Origin of the sequence: Flammeovirga sp. SJP92 (assembly GCF_001583495.1) — a bacterium.
Taxonomy (GTDB): domain Bacteria; phylum Bacteroidota; class Bacteroidia; order Cytophagales; family Flammeovirgaceae; genus Flammeovirga.
On record NZ_LQAQ01000019.1, the window covers coordinates 252,015 to 268,064 of the forward strand.

A 16,050-nucleotide genomic window follows, 5' to 3' on the forward strand; every position below is an offset into this window, starting at 1 on the left:
TCCAATATTTTTAAAAAATAGACTCCAGTTGTTTTAATGCAAAAGGAGTATCATTTTCACTTCCCTTTTCTACTAAAACTAACTTCACATTAAGTTGTGATTCAAAACAATCCACCCACCCGAAAATGCACGCTTTGGTTGACGTAGATTGAAACGTCTGCACTACATTCTCATATAAAAATGGGAGGTCCATTGTGTCTTGAATAAAAAATTGTTGCTCCCCGTTCCATTTGTGTTTAATGCAAACTTCACCCATCACAATGTTGGGCAAGGTATACACAAAAATACTCGGACTTGGGAAATAGGCCGATGCCTCTTTTATGGTATCATGATGCTGTTGGTCGGTGTCTAGTGATGCACTTTTATTGACAAACACTAGCCCTACTTCATCATCATTATATTTCTCTATTAAATTGTTATTTCTAACCAAAAACTCTGTTGCCAGTACGCCTGCTTTAGACATCAGGTCCATTTTGAAAAACTTGCTGTAACTCAACTCCAGTGACTTGTACACCTTTTTCAAAAACTGCTTCAGGTCTTCTGCTTCAAAGTGAGCGTCCTCTCCTCTATAAGTAATTTTATTGTTGGAAAGGTGAATGCTGTCTGTTATAAATAAATCTTTCATCCTATTCCTGTTTTAATAAAATTGCAGCGTTGCATCCTCCAAAGCCAGAGGCTGTTTTTAAGGCTAAAGTAACAGGCTGTTCCACTGTTTCCGTCAGTACATTGAGCGGTAAAGTGGTACCAAGGTTCTGAAAACCTTTTGTGGCTATCAGCTTATTATTTTTCAGCGAATGCAGGGTAATAATAGACTCCACCAATCCTGCTCCCCCTAGTGTATGACCGAAATATCCCTTCAAACTATTCAATGGCTTTTCTTCTAAAGAAAGCCTGTTGAATGCCTGTGCTTCCATTTCGTCATTATAAGGTGTGGCAGTGCCATGGGCTGAAATGAAATCAATTTCACTAGCTTCTATTCCATGCTTTTTCAACGTATTGCTTACTGCCCTGAAAACACCTTCACCTGTTCTTGAGGGTGCTGAAATATGATTTGCATCGTTGTTCATTGCCCCTTCCAGTACTTGCATATCACTTTGGATAGTCGTACTCAAAACCACCGTTCCAATGGCTTCTCCAAGTGATACTCCTTCACGGTCTTTATCAAAAGGCTGACATGGCTGAGGTGCTACGGCGTTGAATGCTGTGAACCCTGACAAAGTGAAATTATCTATAATATCACCGCCACAAACCACTATATGTTCGTAAGTTTCCCCTTGTAATAAACGTGCGGCAATGTTCTGTGCAGCCACTCCAGAAATACAAGCGGTTGAGATCGTTTGAACGGTATTGGCACATTCAAAATAGTCGCCTACTTTCTGTGCTAACCCTCCAATAAACAATCTTTCTTTCCCGAATTGCTCCTGTTTGTCTTGGTTTAATAAATCAATATTTCCCTTTGTGGTAGACAACAGTAATAGTGTTTTTTTATCGCTCAAAGAGATATTAGCAGTCTGCAACACATCTTGAATGGAAGCGATAAACAACTGCTCCAAACGTGTGTATTCCTCCAAACTTTCAAGCACAGTATGTTCTTTTGCCACACGCCCCATATCAATCAGTGAAAGATAATTTTCCTGACCTGCATGTACGTTGTGCAATTCCACTCCTGACTTTCCTTGGGATAATGCTTCAAAATTCTCTTCCGGCGTATTGCCAAGTGAAGAGATCAAAGCATCTGCCACTACATATACCTTCTTCTGCATTTCACACTATTTAATTAAACCCTTTTCACGTTTCCATTCCTCAAAAAACTCAGGGAACGTCAACTGCAACTCATGATCTTCTGTAATGAATACCTGTATCGATTTTCCAGTAGCCACCAGCACATTGTCTGAGCTTCTGAATAACCTGAATTTATAAATAAGCTTGGCCGCCCTCGTTTCTACAAAAGTAGTTTCCACAATGATTTTATCACCGTAGCGAAGTGGCTGTTTATAATCGCATTTTACACTTACAACGGGAACCATAAAGCCCTTGTCGTACATCTGCATATAGCTGATGCCGTGTTCTAGGCCAAACGCTTCACGGCCTTCTTCCATGTACTTGATGTAGTGACCATGCCATACGATACGCATTGTATCCACCTCACTGAAACGTACTGGAAATACCGTTCTGTTGACCAATTCCGTTGCTTCTGCTGTTGAATTACGCTTCATCTTGCTCAATAAAAATTTTCAACTCTGCTGAAGCAATCACTTCTTCGTTGATCGTAATCACTCCTTCCACAATAGAAGCACCAAACACTTCATTTTTCACGGTTACTGTAGTAGTAATCGTTTCTCCCACCAAGGGATGTTTCTGTAATTGAAACCCTTTGATACCACCAATAAACCCTAGCGGTACATCCTTCTCCGCTTGAGCACATCTGTACCCCACGCCTGCAGCGGCAGTCTGAGCAATATTCTCTACCAAAGCCGCCGTTTGAAGTTTCCCTTTCCTCACAAAAAGCATATCTTCCTTCACTTCTTTTGAAGTTACCGTCACCTTTTCATCGGCCTCCAAAAGATTATCGACCAAAATAAACGGTGCGCGCTGAGGAATATATTGTTCTATTGTTTCTGCTGTAGCTATCATTGTGTTATCAGTTCCCATAGTGGGCCTTTTTTATTTCTTTCTCTTAAAAACTTCATATTTTCAGAGATCTCATCCATTTCTGTCGGGAACACCCACTTTCTGCCTGTTGCCTTTGCCAATTCCTGAATATTGGATAAATCCACCTTATCAGAAATGTAATATTTAGGCGTAAGCAAAGAAGTATCTTTTGTGATCACCCCTTCTTCCAGTGCAATATCATACAGTGGCGTATTCGGGAAAATCCTCATGCCGACAAATGGGAAAAAGACCGTCCTCGGAAATCTTTTAGAGTTTTCTAATGTCTCTCTTATTGTTTCGTCCGTTTCTCCAACACCTCCTAAAATCAAAAAGTGAGCAAAGTGAATGCCCACCTCATCACACAGTTCTGAAACGCGAACGACTTCATCTACATTGAATTTCTTACCGTACCTTTTCAGCTGTGCATCTGACAGTGAATCCGTACCGAATTCAATATGCGTCAACCCAGATTTCTTAAACAGTTCCAGGTCTTCTTTGGTAATATTGAAAGGAGAAAAATAGGCCATCCATTTTATCTTGATGCCATTCTCAATGATTTTCTCCGCCAATACTCTATTGTATTCTGCATTGAGATTAAAGACTGAATCTGTAAAAAATACATGATCGCCTTGGTTCTCTTTTTGTATTTTCTTTAATGAATCAATGATTAAATCCTGATCCAACATTCTTACTTTTCTACCTTCAATACTAGGATAACTGCAGTACACGCATTTGTACGGACAGCCTCTTTTGGTTTGAATATTAATCAAACCGCTTTCTTTCCAATAATATTCTAACAGATTAGGATCAAATGCAAAACGGAGTGCACATGAGTAATCTTTCTTGTCATTGAAAACCACTTCACCGTCTTTTTCATAGACCAATGACTGAATGTTCTCAACGGAAGTGTTATTATCCAGTGCTTGAATCAGTTGTGTCAGACTTTCTTCACCTTCACCCACTACGCCATAGTCTGCACCTAATTCTTTATAAAGTTCTTTGTAGAAAATCGAATAACCAGATCCTCCAAGGATGATTTTAGCATCCGAAACACTCTTTACCGTATCAATCAGCGATTTGTAATGCTGAATAAAACTAGCTTGATGATAAGAGTCAGAATCATCAATATTTCGTAAAGAAACCCCTACATAATCGGGATTAATATCTTTTACTTTTGCTTTAAGTTCGTCAAGTGACGCAAGGTTACAATCAATTAATGAAACTCTATGCGTGGGTAATTTTTCTCTTAAATAGGTGGCTAGATAAGATATTCCAATCGGGTAAACAGGATAAGGAACCTTGAATTGGTTTGCAGATAAAAGTACTACTTGTTTGTTTGCTATTCCGATAGACATTATTTTTTCCAAAAATCGTAAAAATTAAACCATTGTTCTGGATAATCCTGTACTTTCTGTTCGACCAGTTTTATGTATTGCTCCGCCAATTCTTTACTTTTCATTCCTTCATAGGCAACTGACGAATTCAACTTATAATGCATTCCTTTGTCTTTCATGGCAAATGCAAAGCAAACAGGTACTTTCAATCGGCTTGCCATATCAAATACACTCTTAGGGAATAATGCTTTTTCACCGAGAAAATCCAATTCCAATGTAGGTGCTCCACTTAGAAAGCGATCCCCTTGAATACAGAGAATTTCTCCATTTTTCAAAGCTTTGTTAATAAGAAAAATATGTGACATATCTTCTTTGATCGCAATCACATTAAAATTTCTATTTCCCAACTGTGATGAAACGAGAGCCTTAATTTTCTGATACTCTGCATCAAACATCACAACATGTATTTTGGTGGATAAACGGTCCAGCAACTGCCCTGCAATTTCCCAGTTTCCGATGTGTGCCGTGATGATCATACCTCCCTTCCCGGTTTCCCCAAGGGCGTGCAATCTCTCTTCTCCGTCACAATCAAAAGTATAACGCTCTTTGATAGGCGTCATCATTGCAAACTTGTCAAGCAACACTCTTCCAAAAGTAATTCTATTGGTAAAGATATGTTTCGCGGCTTTGAATGTTGAAAAGCCTAATCTCTCCTTATAGAATCGATAGGAAATACGGGAAGATTTAGGATCAAAAAGAACGTAGTAGGGTACTACTAAATACAAAAGTGCACTTGCAGGACCCACTCCAAAATTCTTTAGGAAAAAGATAAAAATACTATAACCTAATACTCCTCCCTTTGTTTTTCCACTCCAAACAGACATAAAAAATGTATTCTAAAAGTGGTTTATTGAACTACTCCCGCATTCACTTTATTGATGATGTAATCATAGAAGTCTTGGAAAGTTTTGATACCTACAAAATCTTCTGTTTTTACTTTGAAGTTGAAGTTACTTTCAATTTCTACTACTAGATCGATATAATCTAAGCTATCAAGCTCTAACGTATCTTTCAATACTGCTTCAGGCTCAATGTCTTCTCTTTCTACTTCAAACTCCTCCACTAAGAAGTTGTTGATTGTTTCAATGATTTCTTCGTTTGTCATTTTTGTAATTTAATTTATGTGAACAGAAATATATTTTGTTTCAAGCCCAAATTACTTCAAAATAACTTCGGCTTGAAAAGTATTTATTTTTTAAACTTACGGACAATAAGGGTAGAGTTCGTTCCTCCAAATCCGAATGAGTTCGACAAGAAAGTGTCAATTTCAGTATCTACCGCTTCCTTTGGAATGTTTAATTCCGCCGCTTCCTCACAAGGATTTTCTAAGTTGATATTTGGTGCTACAAATGAATTATTCATCATTAGCAAAGAATAAACCATTTCACTCGCTCCTGCCATCCAGCACTCGTGGCCGGTCATGGATTTTGTAGAAGAAATGTAAGGTTTTGCATCACCAAAAATATGATCAATGGCTTTCGCCTCATTGGCATCCCCTACTGGAGTGGATGTAGCATGCGCATTGATGTAATCAATATCTGCTGGTGTAATTTCCGCCTGATCAATCGCCATCTGCAATGATCTCGCAGGTCCTTCCATATTTGGATTAGAAATATGATCGCCGTTAGATGAAAAACCAAAACCGATGATTTCACCTAAAATTGGTGCATTTCTGGCCTCAGCACTTTCCAAGCTTTCAATGATCACTGTTGCCGCTCCACCACTTGGAATCAAACCGTCTCTGTCACTGTCAAATGGTCTTGATGCTTTTGTAGGGTCATCTTCTCGAATAGAAAAGGCACTCAAACCATCAAAACTACCCATGGCATAAGGATTGATTTCCTGTGCTCCACCGCAAATAATTCGATCTTGAAGGCCCATCTGAATCAGCAAATAACCGAAACCAATGGAGTGTGATCCACTTGAACAAGCTGAACTCACTGTCATATTGATCCCCTTCAACTTGAAGATGGTAGAAAGGTTCATCGTTACAGTGGAATTCATGGACTGGAAAATAGAACCAGAACCTAGTAAAGTGGTATCTTTTTTCTCTCTGATAGTATCAGTGGCATGTACCACCGCCTTTGCAGAACTATCATTGCCATAAAGAATACCGAAGTTATTTTCAGCAATAAATTCTTTATCCAACCCTGCATTTTCTATGGCCTCAAGCGTAGCATTCAATGCATACTCACCTTGTTCTGCCAATCTTGCTTTTTCTCTCTTCTTGATTACACCTTTCAAGTTTGGTGCATCCACCATTCCTGTCAGTGCAGATCTGTAACCCATTTCCTTACGCTCCTCATCATAAACGATTCCTGATTTTCCTTCGCGTAAAGATTGTGTTACCTCCTCAAGATTTTCACCTATACATGAATAAATTCCTATACCTGTAATGACAACTCTTCTTTTCATCATTAATTTCTTTTTGGTTTATGTATATAGCCCGCCGTTAATTGACAACACCTCTCCTGTGATATAAGAAGCGTCTTTTGAAGCCAAGAACCCTACTGCCGCCGCCACTTCACTTGCTTCTCCAAAACGTTTTGCCGGAATCAAGCTCTTCAACTGCTTCTCATCCAAGTCTTCTGTCATTTCAGTTTTAATGAAGCCCGGTGCTACAGCATTGACTGTCACCTTTCTTCTTCCTACTTCCTGAGCAAGGGCTTTTGTTGCACCTATCACACCTGCTTTTGCTGCAGAATAGTTGGTCTGACCCGGCATACCTTTGATACCCGAAAGTGATACAATGTTGATCACCCTTCCAAACTTCTGTGCCAGCATGCCTTTCAGTACCGAACGCGTCACGTAGTTGAATCCTTTTAAATTCACATCCAATACGCTGTCCCACTCTTCGTCTTCCATAAACAAGAAAACGGCATCTTTTCTGAAACCGGCATTATTGACAAGGACTTCGATCACATCTTCTGTGTGTTCTTCCACCCACGTTCCTAATACCTCATTCACTTCTTCTTTAGAAGAAACGTCAAACTTCAACAGTTCACCGTCCTGCCCTTCTTGTCTTACTAACTCAAGCGTTTCGTTCGCCGCCTCCACATTCGATTGGAAATTGATCAGAATATTATAGCCGTCTTGTGCTAGTTTTACCGCAACTGCACGCCCTATTCCTCTGCTTGCTCCAGTGACCAGTGCGTATTTCATACTTTATCGTTAAATTTCTTTTGCTACTTGTTTAAAAAATTGAGTTGTGTTTTCTGCACTCAAGACTTCTTTCAGTTTTCTTAAGTCTTTAAAAATTGGGTAATCCTCTTTAAAAGGAGGTACCACACTGCAAATCAACTCATAGACCGCATTCAATTTTGGGTCCATTTTATCTTGAATTTTCAAATAACTCACCGCCTGTGCAATGCTCAACTGATACGTTGCCACCACTTCAAATGAGTTTTCGATCACCTTTTTGGTCAGCAATGCTGAGTTGGTTCCCATACTCACTATATCCTGATTGTCATTGTTGTTTGGAATACTATGGACATAGTTCGGGAAAGAGATCGATTGATTTTCTGCTACTGTGGAAGTGACCGGAAACTGTGCTCCCTGCATTCCAAAGTTCAGCCCCAACGTTCCGTGATTAATAAACGGAGGAAGAATGTTGTTGAGTTTATGATTAAATAGGTAATTCAATTGACGATCCATCAACATCGACAATTTTGTCATTACTATTTTTAATTTATCCATGGCCAGAGAAACATAATCACCGTGGAAGTTACCGCCGTGATATACATTTTCTGTTTTTGAGCAAATGATAGGGTTATCACTTACTGAGTTCGCTTCGTTTAAGACTACTTTCTCCACTTCTCTCAAAGTTTCTAAAATAGGACCTAAAATCTGAGGAACGCATCGGATAGAATAATATTCCTGTACTTTGTCTTGGAAAACAGCAATAGATTGTGCTTCATCCTGATAAAGTACATTTTCTCTTTTACGGATCAATTGAGAATCTTCTACCAACGTACGGATCATTCCAGCAATGTCATGCTGTCCTGGGTGCGTTTTAGCGGCATTCAATTCTTCAGAGAAATAATCATCAAAACTGCTGACTACTTCATTGATTGTAGCGGAGCCTATCACCACCCAATCCAATAGTTTATAAGCTTGAAGCAGATTGACTGCACCAATACCTGTCATGCAAGATGTACCATTCAATAAGGCTAATCCTTCACGCAAATGAATCTGCAATGGTTTCAACTGCTCTTTTTCAAATACTTCTTTTGCATCACAAACTTCGCCGTTGTACTCCACTTCACCTTCACCTATCAATGCCAATGCAAGGTGTGCCAGCTGTACCAAGTCTCCACTTGCTCCAACTCCACCGTGTTCGTAAATAACAGGAATGATGTTTCTATTTAAAAGCTCAATCATTAAGTGGATCAATTCAATATGAACCCCTGATTTCGCTTGCAAGAAGGTATTTAGTCTGCAAAGCAATAATGATTTAGCATGTAAAAGAGTTATTTTTTTTCCACCGCCTGAGGCATGGCTTCTGATAAGGTTGTATTGTAGTTGAATTTGATCACTTTCATTTACCTTATATTGGGCCATAGGTCCAAAACCTGTATTGATGCCATAAATGATTTTATCAGATGAAAATTCTTGGAGAAAATTATAGTTTTCTATGATTTTCTTTTTGGCTGATGGATTTAATATTATTTGTTCGTTTCTAAGAAGTATATCTTCAAAAAAATCAAGCTTGCTAATATTACCTTCAATAGATAACATGATACTTTAAAAAAATTGTGATAAAGTAGTATTTGAAGTGCAAATGTAACAGTTTAACTTAAAAAGTTAAACATTTTAACAACACATCATTAATAAAACTTACGATTTAACATATAAAAAAACAATAAAATTAGGATGTATTGTACTATTCCTAGATTTTTAAATAAAATTATATTAACTATACATCAACAATGATTCTATTGCTTTCCGCTAAAGCAAATAAAATACTTTTTTTTAATCTAATCAAATACATGTCAAAATGAAAACTAAAGCAACAAACAAATACTTACTCCTTCTTGTACTATTCTTAGCTCACTTAAGCAGCTACGGACAAAATAACCTACTTAAAAACCCTGAAGTAAGATTCTATGGTGTGGACTTTACTCACGCTAGTTTTATTGGTCGACAAGGGTTTCAAGACCCTGAAGAGCTTCAGAAATACTACCTCAAAAAATGGAATGATCTTGTGTTGAATGAACCTAAAAAATACAACATCAAAAAATATTTTAACAAAAGCCAAGTACACTATGACATGAAAGCTGTCAATAAGAGAAATAATTTGGTTGACCCAAACAAGCTTGTAGTGGATTCACAGGAAGAACATCAGAAAATTAGGGAAGAAGATTTTAATGAAATTGTTAATGGACTTCCTACCACAGAAAATGAAGAATTGGGAATGGTTTTGGTAGTGGAAACATTCAATAAATTGAGTAGTAAAGGTACCACTTGGTCGGTCCTTTTTAATACAAAAACAAAAGAGATTCTTTACCGACAATATCATATGAGCGATCCTAGCGGATTTGGCGTTCGTAATTATTGGGGATTTACTTTGTATCGAACGCTCAGATACACGGGTAAAGACTTCTTTTTTTACTTAAGGAAAAATAGTTAATCATAAAATGAAGCAAACAGACGTATTAATCATAGGCGCTGGACCTTCGGGAAGTATTGCTGGAAGCATTTTACTGCAAAACGGTTTTAATGTTACAATCATTGAGAAAGAGCAATTTCCAAGATTTGTAATTGGTGAAAGCCTTATTCCAAAAGTGATGCAACACCTTGACAAAGCAGGACTTTTGGAGGCACTGGATGCTCAAAATTTTGAAAAAAAATATGGAGCTCGCTTCTTCAAAGGAGAGAAGGTGTGTCACTTTTCGTTTGCAGAAAAATTTACAGATGGATGGGAATGGACATGGCAAATGCCTAGAGCAGATTTTGACTATACCATTGCTAAAGAAGTAGAAAAAAAAGGGGCTGAAGTACTTTATCAGCATGCAGTTACAAATGTGGATTTTTCTACTGAAAGTGTCATCACCAGCATAGAAGATAAAAATGGAAATACCTCTCAGATTGCTTCAAAATACATCATTGACGGCAGTGGGTATGGTCGTGTGCTACCTCGTCTACTTGACTTGAGCAAACCTTCCGATTTACCGCCAAGAGGATCATTTTTCACACATGTGGAAGACATCAATAGACCTGATACTATTGATGGCACTACCATCACGTTTGATATTCTAGATAAAGATTTATGGTTTTGGGTTATTCCATTTTCTAACGGAAAAACCTCTTTGGGTTTTGTAGGTGACACTCGCTTTTTTGAAGGAATCACTGACGATAACAAAGCAGAGAAGTTCAATGAACTGATACAGCAATCTGAATATTACAAAGCACGCTTCTCAAATCTAGAATATGAATTTGAGCCAATGTCAAAGATCGGTTACTCTGTAGGTGTAAAACAACTTTTCGGAGACCGTTATGTTTTGACTGGAAACAGTACTGAATTCCTCGACCCTGTTTTTTCATCTGGCGTTTCTTTTGCTGCTGAATCTTCTGCTTTGGCTGCTGAATTGGTAGCAAAAACACTGAAAGGTGAAAATGTTGACTGGCAAAAGGATTACTCTGATTATATTCTCAGAGGTGTAGAGGTATTCAAATCGTATATCAAATATTGGTATGACGGTTCTTTACAAGATCTTTTCTTTTCTGACGAGATTAATTTTGAGTTTAAAAAGCAGATCACTTCTATTTTAGCTGGCTACGTTTGGGATAAAGACAACCGTTTTGTGAACAGACATAAAACGATCGTCAAGACCATTAATCATTTTCAAAAAGAAGCTCAAAGTATGTAAGGTGTTAAAAGTAATGAGGGAAGAAGTGTTTTGTAACATTTCTTCCCTTATTTTTCACCTTTTCTTCTGTCCTAGTACAAACCTATTTATAAACTCATTCGATCAAAATTTCATCATTCTAAGATGCTCAATACATGAAATCTTTAACGTTTTTCTTATACCCATTTCAAAGTATTCTAACATTAGAGCTAACGAAAATTAACTATATATTCAATAAATAGAAGTTAACTAAGACAAATATTTTTTATCGTTTACAATTGTAAATTTTTAAAACTATTCTTCTTATATTCTGTTTATACCTATGAAACTAATTACAACATGTAAAGAGTTGAAGTGAACCATTTACAATCATCAATCTCATTACTATGAAAAATTATATTTTATCAGCATTTTTATTTTTGTTTTCTTCATTTTGCTTTGCAGATGATGAATATAAGATCAACTACAACATCAAAGGTGTAAATTTAGATGCGTCAAACATCCATCCTATGATGGTGATAACCAATAGAGTTTTAGAAATAGACAACACTACTAATGAAGTACATTTAAGTCATGAAATGGACACATCTGACATTAAATACTTAATAGTTACAAGCAATAAAAAAAAACCAAAAGTAAAGATCTATTCTAATTTTCATGAGGCTTTTTCAAAGATCTATCATGATAATTTAGTAGTACATGTTCATGGTTTTGGACAGGATTTCAATGCAACTTTGAGAAGTGGTATTACTTTGCAGAAAAATTATGACATCAACCTTATATTGTTTGATGTACCCACTGAAACTGTGAGTTTTAATATCTTTTCAGAATTCAAACGTTCGAAAAGATATTTCGAAAATTCCACAAGAAACTTTGATGATTTCTTAGATGATTATGAAGTAGCTTCCGAGTATTATAATGTAAATGAAAAACCAATCCTTTTTATGCACAGCTTGGGTAACCACCTTTTAGAGGAATATATCCAATCGGAAGAATATCAATACAATAAAAAATTGGCAGTATTTGAAAATATATTAATCAATGCTCCTGCGGTTAAAAAGAAAAATCATGCTGACTGGATTGAAAAAATAGATGAAGATATCAACATTTATATTACTGTAAACAAAAAAGATTTCACCCTTAAAGGTGCTGAATTTTTGACCATGACACGTCAATTAGGAAGCTCAAAAATTAAGAACAAGCATTTGGCTTCCAATGCTACTTATTTTACATTCCATACATTGGTAGGTAATGAGCACAATTACTTCATTAATCCTACTCTAATGGAAAACCGTCACATCAAATCATTTTACAGTCAAATACTAGAAGGCAAGACAATTATTGATGAATATTACATCGATAATGAAAGTGGTATTGATCTGGTCGTTCAGAATTAATAATAGAAAATCATAGTAATGAGAAACCCCGATGGAGTATAAATTTCTCCATCGGGATTTCTTTTTTAGGATCACAATTAAGCTTATAAACCCAACTCCACGAGGATTAATTCATCCCTCCAGAACTATGCAATTTCCTTGCTTTTCTTCCTTGGAACTGACCTCCAAAGGCATAAGAAAATGATAATCTATACACAGGTCTTTCTTGCAAATAATAGGTTTGTTCTTGGAAATTCTGACCAAATACATCCTTTGTAAATCCGCTGTTGATAATATCATCTACTTTGAGAGAAATACTTCCTTTACGCTTAAAGACGGCTTTCTTTACAGCCACATTAAGAGCGTAAGTAGGCTGTGTGATGTTTTGTGCATCGTATTGCTGTCCTGCATATCTGCCCATAATCTGTATGGTAAAGCTTTTTGGCAACGTAAATCTTGTATTCAGTTTTGCTGTCCAGTTGATTGGGTTAGCATCAGAAGGTACTGTAAACTCTTCGTTGTCATCCTGAATTTCCAAGTAGAAGAAGTTTAAGTTAGCATCAATATTCCACCATTTTGCTATCTGATAATTGGCAGAAATAGATGCTCCACCTGTCAACGATGAACCTAAATTGGCCCAAGTATATACGGTCAAATCTTCTAAGGAATCATACCTTGAAACGTTTCGGATAATGTCTGTACTGTGTCTTACATATACACTTGTATTCAAACCTAGCTTTCCTTTGTTATAGCCATGATCCAAGCTGACTGAATTAGTATAAGAGGGTTGAAGGTTAGGATTACCAACTGATACTGTAGAAGAGTTTGAACGCTGTTCAATAGGCAGCATATTGAAGATACCCGGACGGTTGATTCGTCTTGAATAACTTACCCCTAATGTATTAAAATCACCTAGTTTTCTTTGGATGTGAAGCGTAGGAAATAAACTCGCGTAATTAATGTTGTAGGTAGTATCTTGACCACTTTCCGTTTTTACAGTACCATCAATTGTAGCAACTTCTCCCCTTACTCCTGCTTTGATAGAATATTGTCCTAACGTAATGCTGTATGATCCATAAAGAGAGTTGATGTACTGATCATAATCATAGCTGTAATTATTGATTACGCCCCCCAGATTATTTGAGATTTGCGCTGATGCATCTAATAATTCACCTTTATAGCCTGTTTCAAAAGACGATTTCTTATTGATTTCATGTGAATAATCAATCTTCAATGATGCATAATTCCAACGAGCATCTGTATTTACTGATGAGTTCCGTTCAATATCTTGCTCAAGAGTGGATGAAGTGGAGAAATCAGATTCACCTCCATTAAAGTAACCGTCACTTTCCAAAATACCTTTCTTAAACTCTTTTCTATGGTTCAAGCTTAATGAATACCCTTGTGCTTGATTTTTCTGATCACCAAATTCACGTTGTGAACTGATAATTTGATCTCCCAATATATTTCTATTGGTATAAAGGTTTTCCTCACCACCTTTCCAGTTCCATATCTCGGCAAATAATGTAATTGTGTTGGTAGAATCCAAGAAGTAGTCCGCTCCAAATTTTGTGTTATAATAACGGCCTTTTCTAATATTCTCTCCTTCTTGATCAAAAGTTGGAACGGTCTCATCAGTAAAAATACGATTCAAGTCCTTTTGGTTCTCAAATCGGTTTTCACCATAAGCCCCCTGCCCGAAGAAGTTGAATTTCTTTACTCTGTAATTCAAACCAAGGTAGCCATTGTACTTTTCTCCTGTACCTGCACCAATATTTGCACTACCATTCAAACCTTTCATTTTATCTTTTTTAGTAATCACATTAATGATACCCGAAAGGCCATCAGGATCATATTTCGCTGACGGATTCGTAATCACTTCAATCTTTTCAATAGAGCCCGCTGGCAATGTCTGAAAGATTTGGGCTGGATCAATCTGAGAAGGTTTCCCATCAATCAACACCCTTACATTGCTTTCTCCTCTAAGGCTAATAGCACCATCAGAACCCACACTGATTTCAGGAATAGTCTGTAAAACTTCTGATACCGAATTACCTTCTGCAATCATGGCATCACTGACATTGACTACTTTTTTGTCGATGGACCGCTCAATGCTTGATTTTTCTGCACGTACTTCTACTTCATCCAATTGTTCCACATTTTCAGCAATTTTGACGGCTCCTACATCAGTGTTAGGAGAAGTGATTTTAACTTGTTGCTTGAGTGTATTATACCCCACAAATTGTACAACAAGAGTGTAGTTGCCATAAGGAACGTTTTTGATCCTAAAGCGACCTTCATTGTCTGTTAAGCCACCACCAATAGATATATCGTTTTTGTTGTTTAAGGATACTGTTGCATACCCCACAGGACTACCATTATTCTGATCGATAATCTGACCTTTTAGATTACCATTTTTTTCGGCATCGTCGTTGGCCAGCGTTACGATAGAGATCAATAGTAGTAAAATTAAATTGACACTAAAATTTATAGTCTTCATTAGTATGATATTGATAATTAACTATCTAATCAGATCAAAACGGAATTATAAGCACGATTTTAATAGTCCAAACAACACAGTACGAAACGCATCTAGTGATGAAAAAATAAGGACTAAAAAGAGTAATTAAAGTTCTGTATTTTAAATGAATAGATAATTTAGATGAAAGTTAGATTGCTAATTTAGTTTTTTTAAATGCTAAAATACAAGGTATGTAAGGGTTTAATTAGGTTTTATTAATAATTATCAATGAGTGGCTAGTATCCAACCTGACCATATTAGCAATAATTTATTTCCTCATCTCATCTCAAAAATCAAGAAAAACAATAGATAAAATTGTAAACATTTCACTCAATATTTCTGCAACTTTTAAAGTACTACTTCCAAGCTTTATTTCATTTTGACTTTACACAAAAAAGGCCACTCAAAATGAGTAGCCTTCTTTTTCAAGTCTCTAAAGTTGATTATGACAACTGTACGTTTACAGCGTTCAAACCTCTTCTTCCTTCTTCAACTTCAAATTGTACTTGATCATTTTCTTTGATCTCATCGATACAACCTGAGATGTGTACAAAGATTTCGTTGTTTGTTTCGCTATCTACGATAAAACCAAAACCTTTAGTAGCGTTGAAAAATTTGACTGTTCCTTGTTTCATAACTATATTAAATTAAAAATCTTCTTTTCAGAATTTATATAAATACACTCTTTTACCCTCCCATCTTACAAGATCAATGGGCTAATAAAAAGTGTTACAATACTAATTAACAATTAAAAATGCTACTGATATAGTAGACTTTCATCAATACTAATCCTTTGGACTTTTTGTGATATCTACACAAGATCTTCCTCTTGGTGTATCCTTAAGATCAAATGCTACAAAGTCCTTTTCTCTGATATCATAATTCTCATCCACATCACTGATATGGAAGAAATAGCGTTCTCTTGAACCCTTTTCTATGATAAAACCGAACTTTTTCTCTGGATTGTAGTAATCAACACGACCTTGTCTTTTTTGATCTTCGAGATCTTCTTGTCTGGAAGTTGAAATTTGAATATCCTCCAGCTTGATTTTCTCTTTTGGTTTGTCAGGATCTGGTGGAGTAGAGGTAATATTACCAAACTCATCCACATAGGCCATCATATTTTCTAGATCGCCTTTTACTTTGTTCTTTTTTTGTTCTTCTTTCTTAGCTAGTTTTTCTTCACGCTTTTTCTTTTTCTTCTTATCCTTCTCTAATTTATTAAAGGTCTGTTGAGATCTACCCATATTGAATCTTTA

Annotated in this window: 16 protein-coding genes; 3 read left to right on the top strand and 13 right to left on the bottom strand. The window is 36.5% G+C overall.

Annotated features, from left to right (window positions below; translation table 11 throughout):
• Window positions 1-10: 10 nt before the first annotated feature.
• The 10 genes from AVL50_RS06195 to hutH form a co-directional block, all read right to left on the bottom strand.
• On the bottom strand, window positions 11-625 hold the full coding sequence (locus AVL50_RS06195; RefSeq protein WP_062615616.1) for a hypothetical protein: 615 nt from the start codon (window positions 623-625) through the stop codon (window positions 11-13).
• A 1-nt stretch (window position 626) separates the two neighbouring features.
• Complete coding sequence (locus tag AVL50_RS06200; protein ID WP_062615617.1) at window positions 627-1,763, bottom strand: beta-ketoacyl synthase N-terminal-like domain-containing protein; 1,137 nt, start codon at window positions 1,761-1,763, stop codon at window positions 627-629.
• Between the two features lie 6 nt (window positions 1,764-1,769).
• Complete coding sequence (locus AVL50_RS06205; protein ID WP_062615618.1) at window positions 1,770-2,216, bottom strand: thioesterase family protein; 447 nt, start codon at window positions 2,214-2,216, stop codon at window positions 1,770-1,772.
• Window positions 2,206-2,652, bottom strand: a complete 447-nt coding sequence (locus tag AVL50_RS06210; RefSeq protein ID WP_062615619.1) for a hypothetical protein — start codon at window positions 2,650-2,652, stop codon at window positions 2,206-2,208. Before AVL50_RS06210 ends, AVL50_RS06205 begins: the two co-directional genes overlap by 11 nt.
• Window positions 2,631-4,007, bottom strand: a complete 1,377-nt coding sequence (locus tag AVL50_RS06215; protein WP_062615620.1) for a lipid biosynthesis B12-binding/radical SAM protein — start codon at window positions 4,005-4,007, stop codon at window positions 2,631-2,633. Before AVL50_RS06215 ends, AVL50_RS06210 begins: the two co-directional genes overlap by 22 nt.
• Entirely contained in the window at window positions 4,007-4,870 is an 864-nt protein-coding gene (locus AVL50_RS06220; protein ID WP_062615621.1) for a lysophospholipid acyltransferase family protein, read from the bottom strand. Before AVL50_RS06220 ends, AVL50_RS06215 begins: the two co-directional genes overlap by 1 nt.
• A gap of 23 nt (window positions 4,871-4,893) precedes the next feature.
• Window positions 4,894-5,151, bottom strand: coding sequence for a phosphopantetheine-binding protein (locus AVL50_RS06225; RefSeq protein WP_062615622.1), 258 nt, complete (start codon window positions 5,149-5,151; stop codon window positions 4,894-4,896).
• An 83-nt stretch (window positions 5,152-5,234) separates the two neighbouring features.
• A complete protein-coding gene (locus AVL50_RS06230) occupies window positions 5,235-6,464 on the bottom strand; it encodes a beta-ketoacyl synthase (RefSeq protein WP_253764256.1) in 1,230 nt (409 codons plus the stop codon).
• Between the two features lie 15 nt (window positions 6,465-6,479).
• A complete protein-coding gene (gene fabG / locus AVL50_RS06235) occupies window positions 6,480-7,208 on the bottom strand; it encodes a 3-oxoacyl-ACP reductase FabG (protein ID WP_062615623.1) in 729 nt (242 codons plus the stop codon).
• Window positions 7,209-7,217: 9 nt separating this feature from the next.
• On the bottom strand, window positions 7,218-8,783 hold the full coding sequence (gene hutH / locus AVL50_RS06240) for a histidine ammonia-lyase (RefSeq protein ID WP_062615624.1): 1,566 nt from the start codon (window positions 8,781-8,783) through the stop codon (window positions 7,218-7,220).
• A 259-nt stretch (window positions 8,784-9,042) separates the two neighbouring features.
• On the opposite strand from hutH, the gene AVL50_RS06245 reads away from it, so the two are divergent.
• From AVL50_RS06245 to AVL50_RS06255, 3 genes are all read left to right on the top strand, one after another.
• Window positions 9,043-9,675: a hypothetical protein gene (locus AVL50_RS06245; RefSeq protein WP_062615625.1), complete on the top strand. Its 633-nt coding sequence runs from the start codon at window positions 9,043-9,045 to the stop codon at window positions 9,673-9,675.
• Window positions 9,676-9,682: 7 nt separating this feature from the next.
• Window positions 9,683-10,915, top strand: coding sequence for an NAD(P)/FAD-dependent oxidoreductase (locus tag AVL50_RS06250; RefSeq protein WP_062615626.1), 1,233 nt, complete (start codon window positions 9,683-9,685; stop codon window positions 10,913-10,915).
• Window positions 10,916-11,280: 365 nt separating this feature from the next.
• Window positions 11,281-12,291 (top strand): alpha/beta hydrolase, encoded by a 1,011-nt coding sequence (locus AVL50_RS06255; RefSeq protein WP_062615627.1) that lies wholly within the window; start codon window positions 11,281-11,283, stop codon window positions 12,289-12,291.
• Window positions 12,292-12,397: 106 nt separating this feature from the next.
• On the opposite strand, the gene AVL50_RS06260 is transcribed toward AVL50_RS06255, so the two are convergent.
• From AVL50_RS06260 to AVL50_RS06270, 3 genes are all read right to left on the bottom strand, one after another.
• Complete coding sequence (locus AVL50_RS06260) at window positions 12,398-14,770, bottom strand: outer membrane beta-barrel family protein (protein WP_082795688.1); 2,373 nt, start codon at window positions 14,768-14,770, stop codon at window positions 12,398-12,400.
• 464 nt (window positions 14,771-15,234) lie between these two features.
• On the bottom strand, window positions 15,235-15,426 hold the full coding sequence (locus tag AVL50_RS06265) for a cold-shock protein (protein WP_044206309.1): 192 nt from the start codon (window positions 15,424-15,426) through the stop codon (window positions 15,235-15,237).
• Window positions 15,427-15,576: 150 nt separating this feature from the next.
• Window positions 15,577-16,038 carry a cold-shock protein gene (locus AVL50_RS06270; RefSeq protein WP_062615629.1) on the bottom strand — a complete coding sequence of 154 codons (462 nt, stop codon included), beginning with the start codon at window positions 16,036-16,038 and terminating at the stop codon, window positions 15,577-15,579.
• Between the last annotated feature and the right edge of the window lie 12 nt (window positions 16,039-16,050).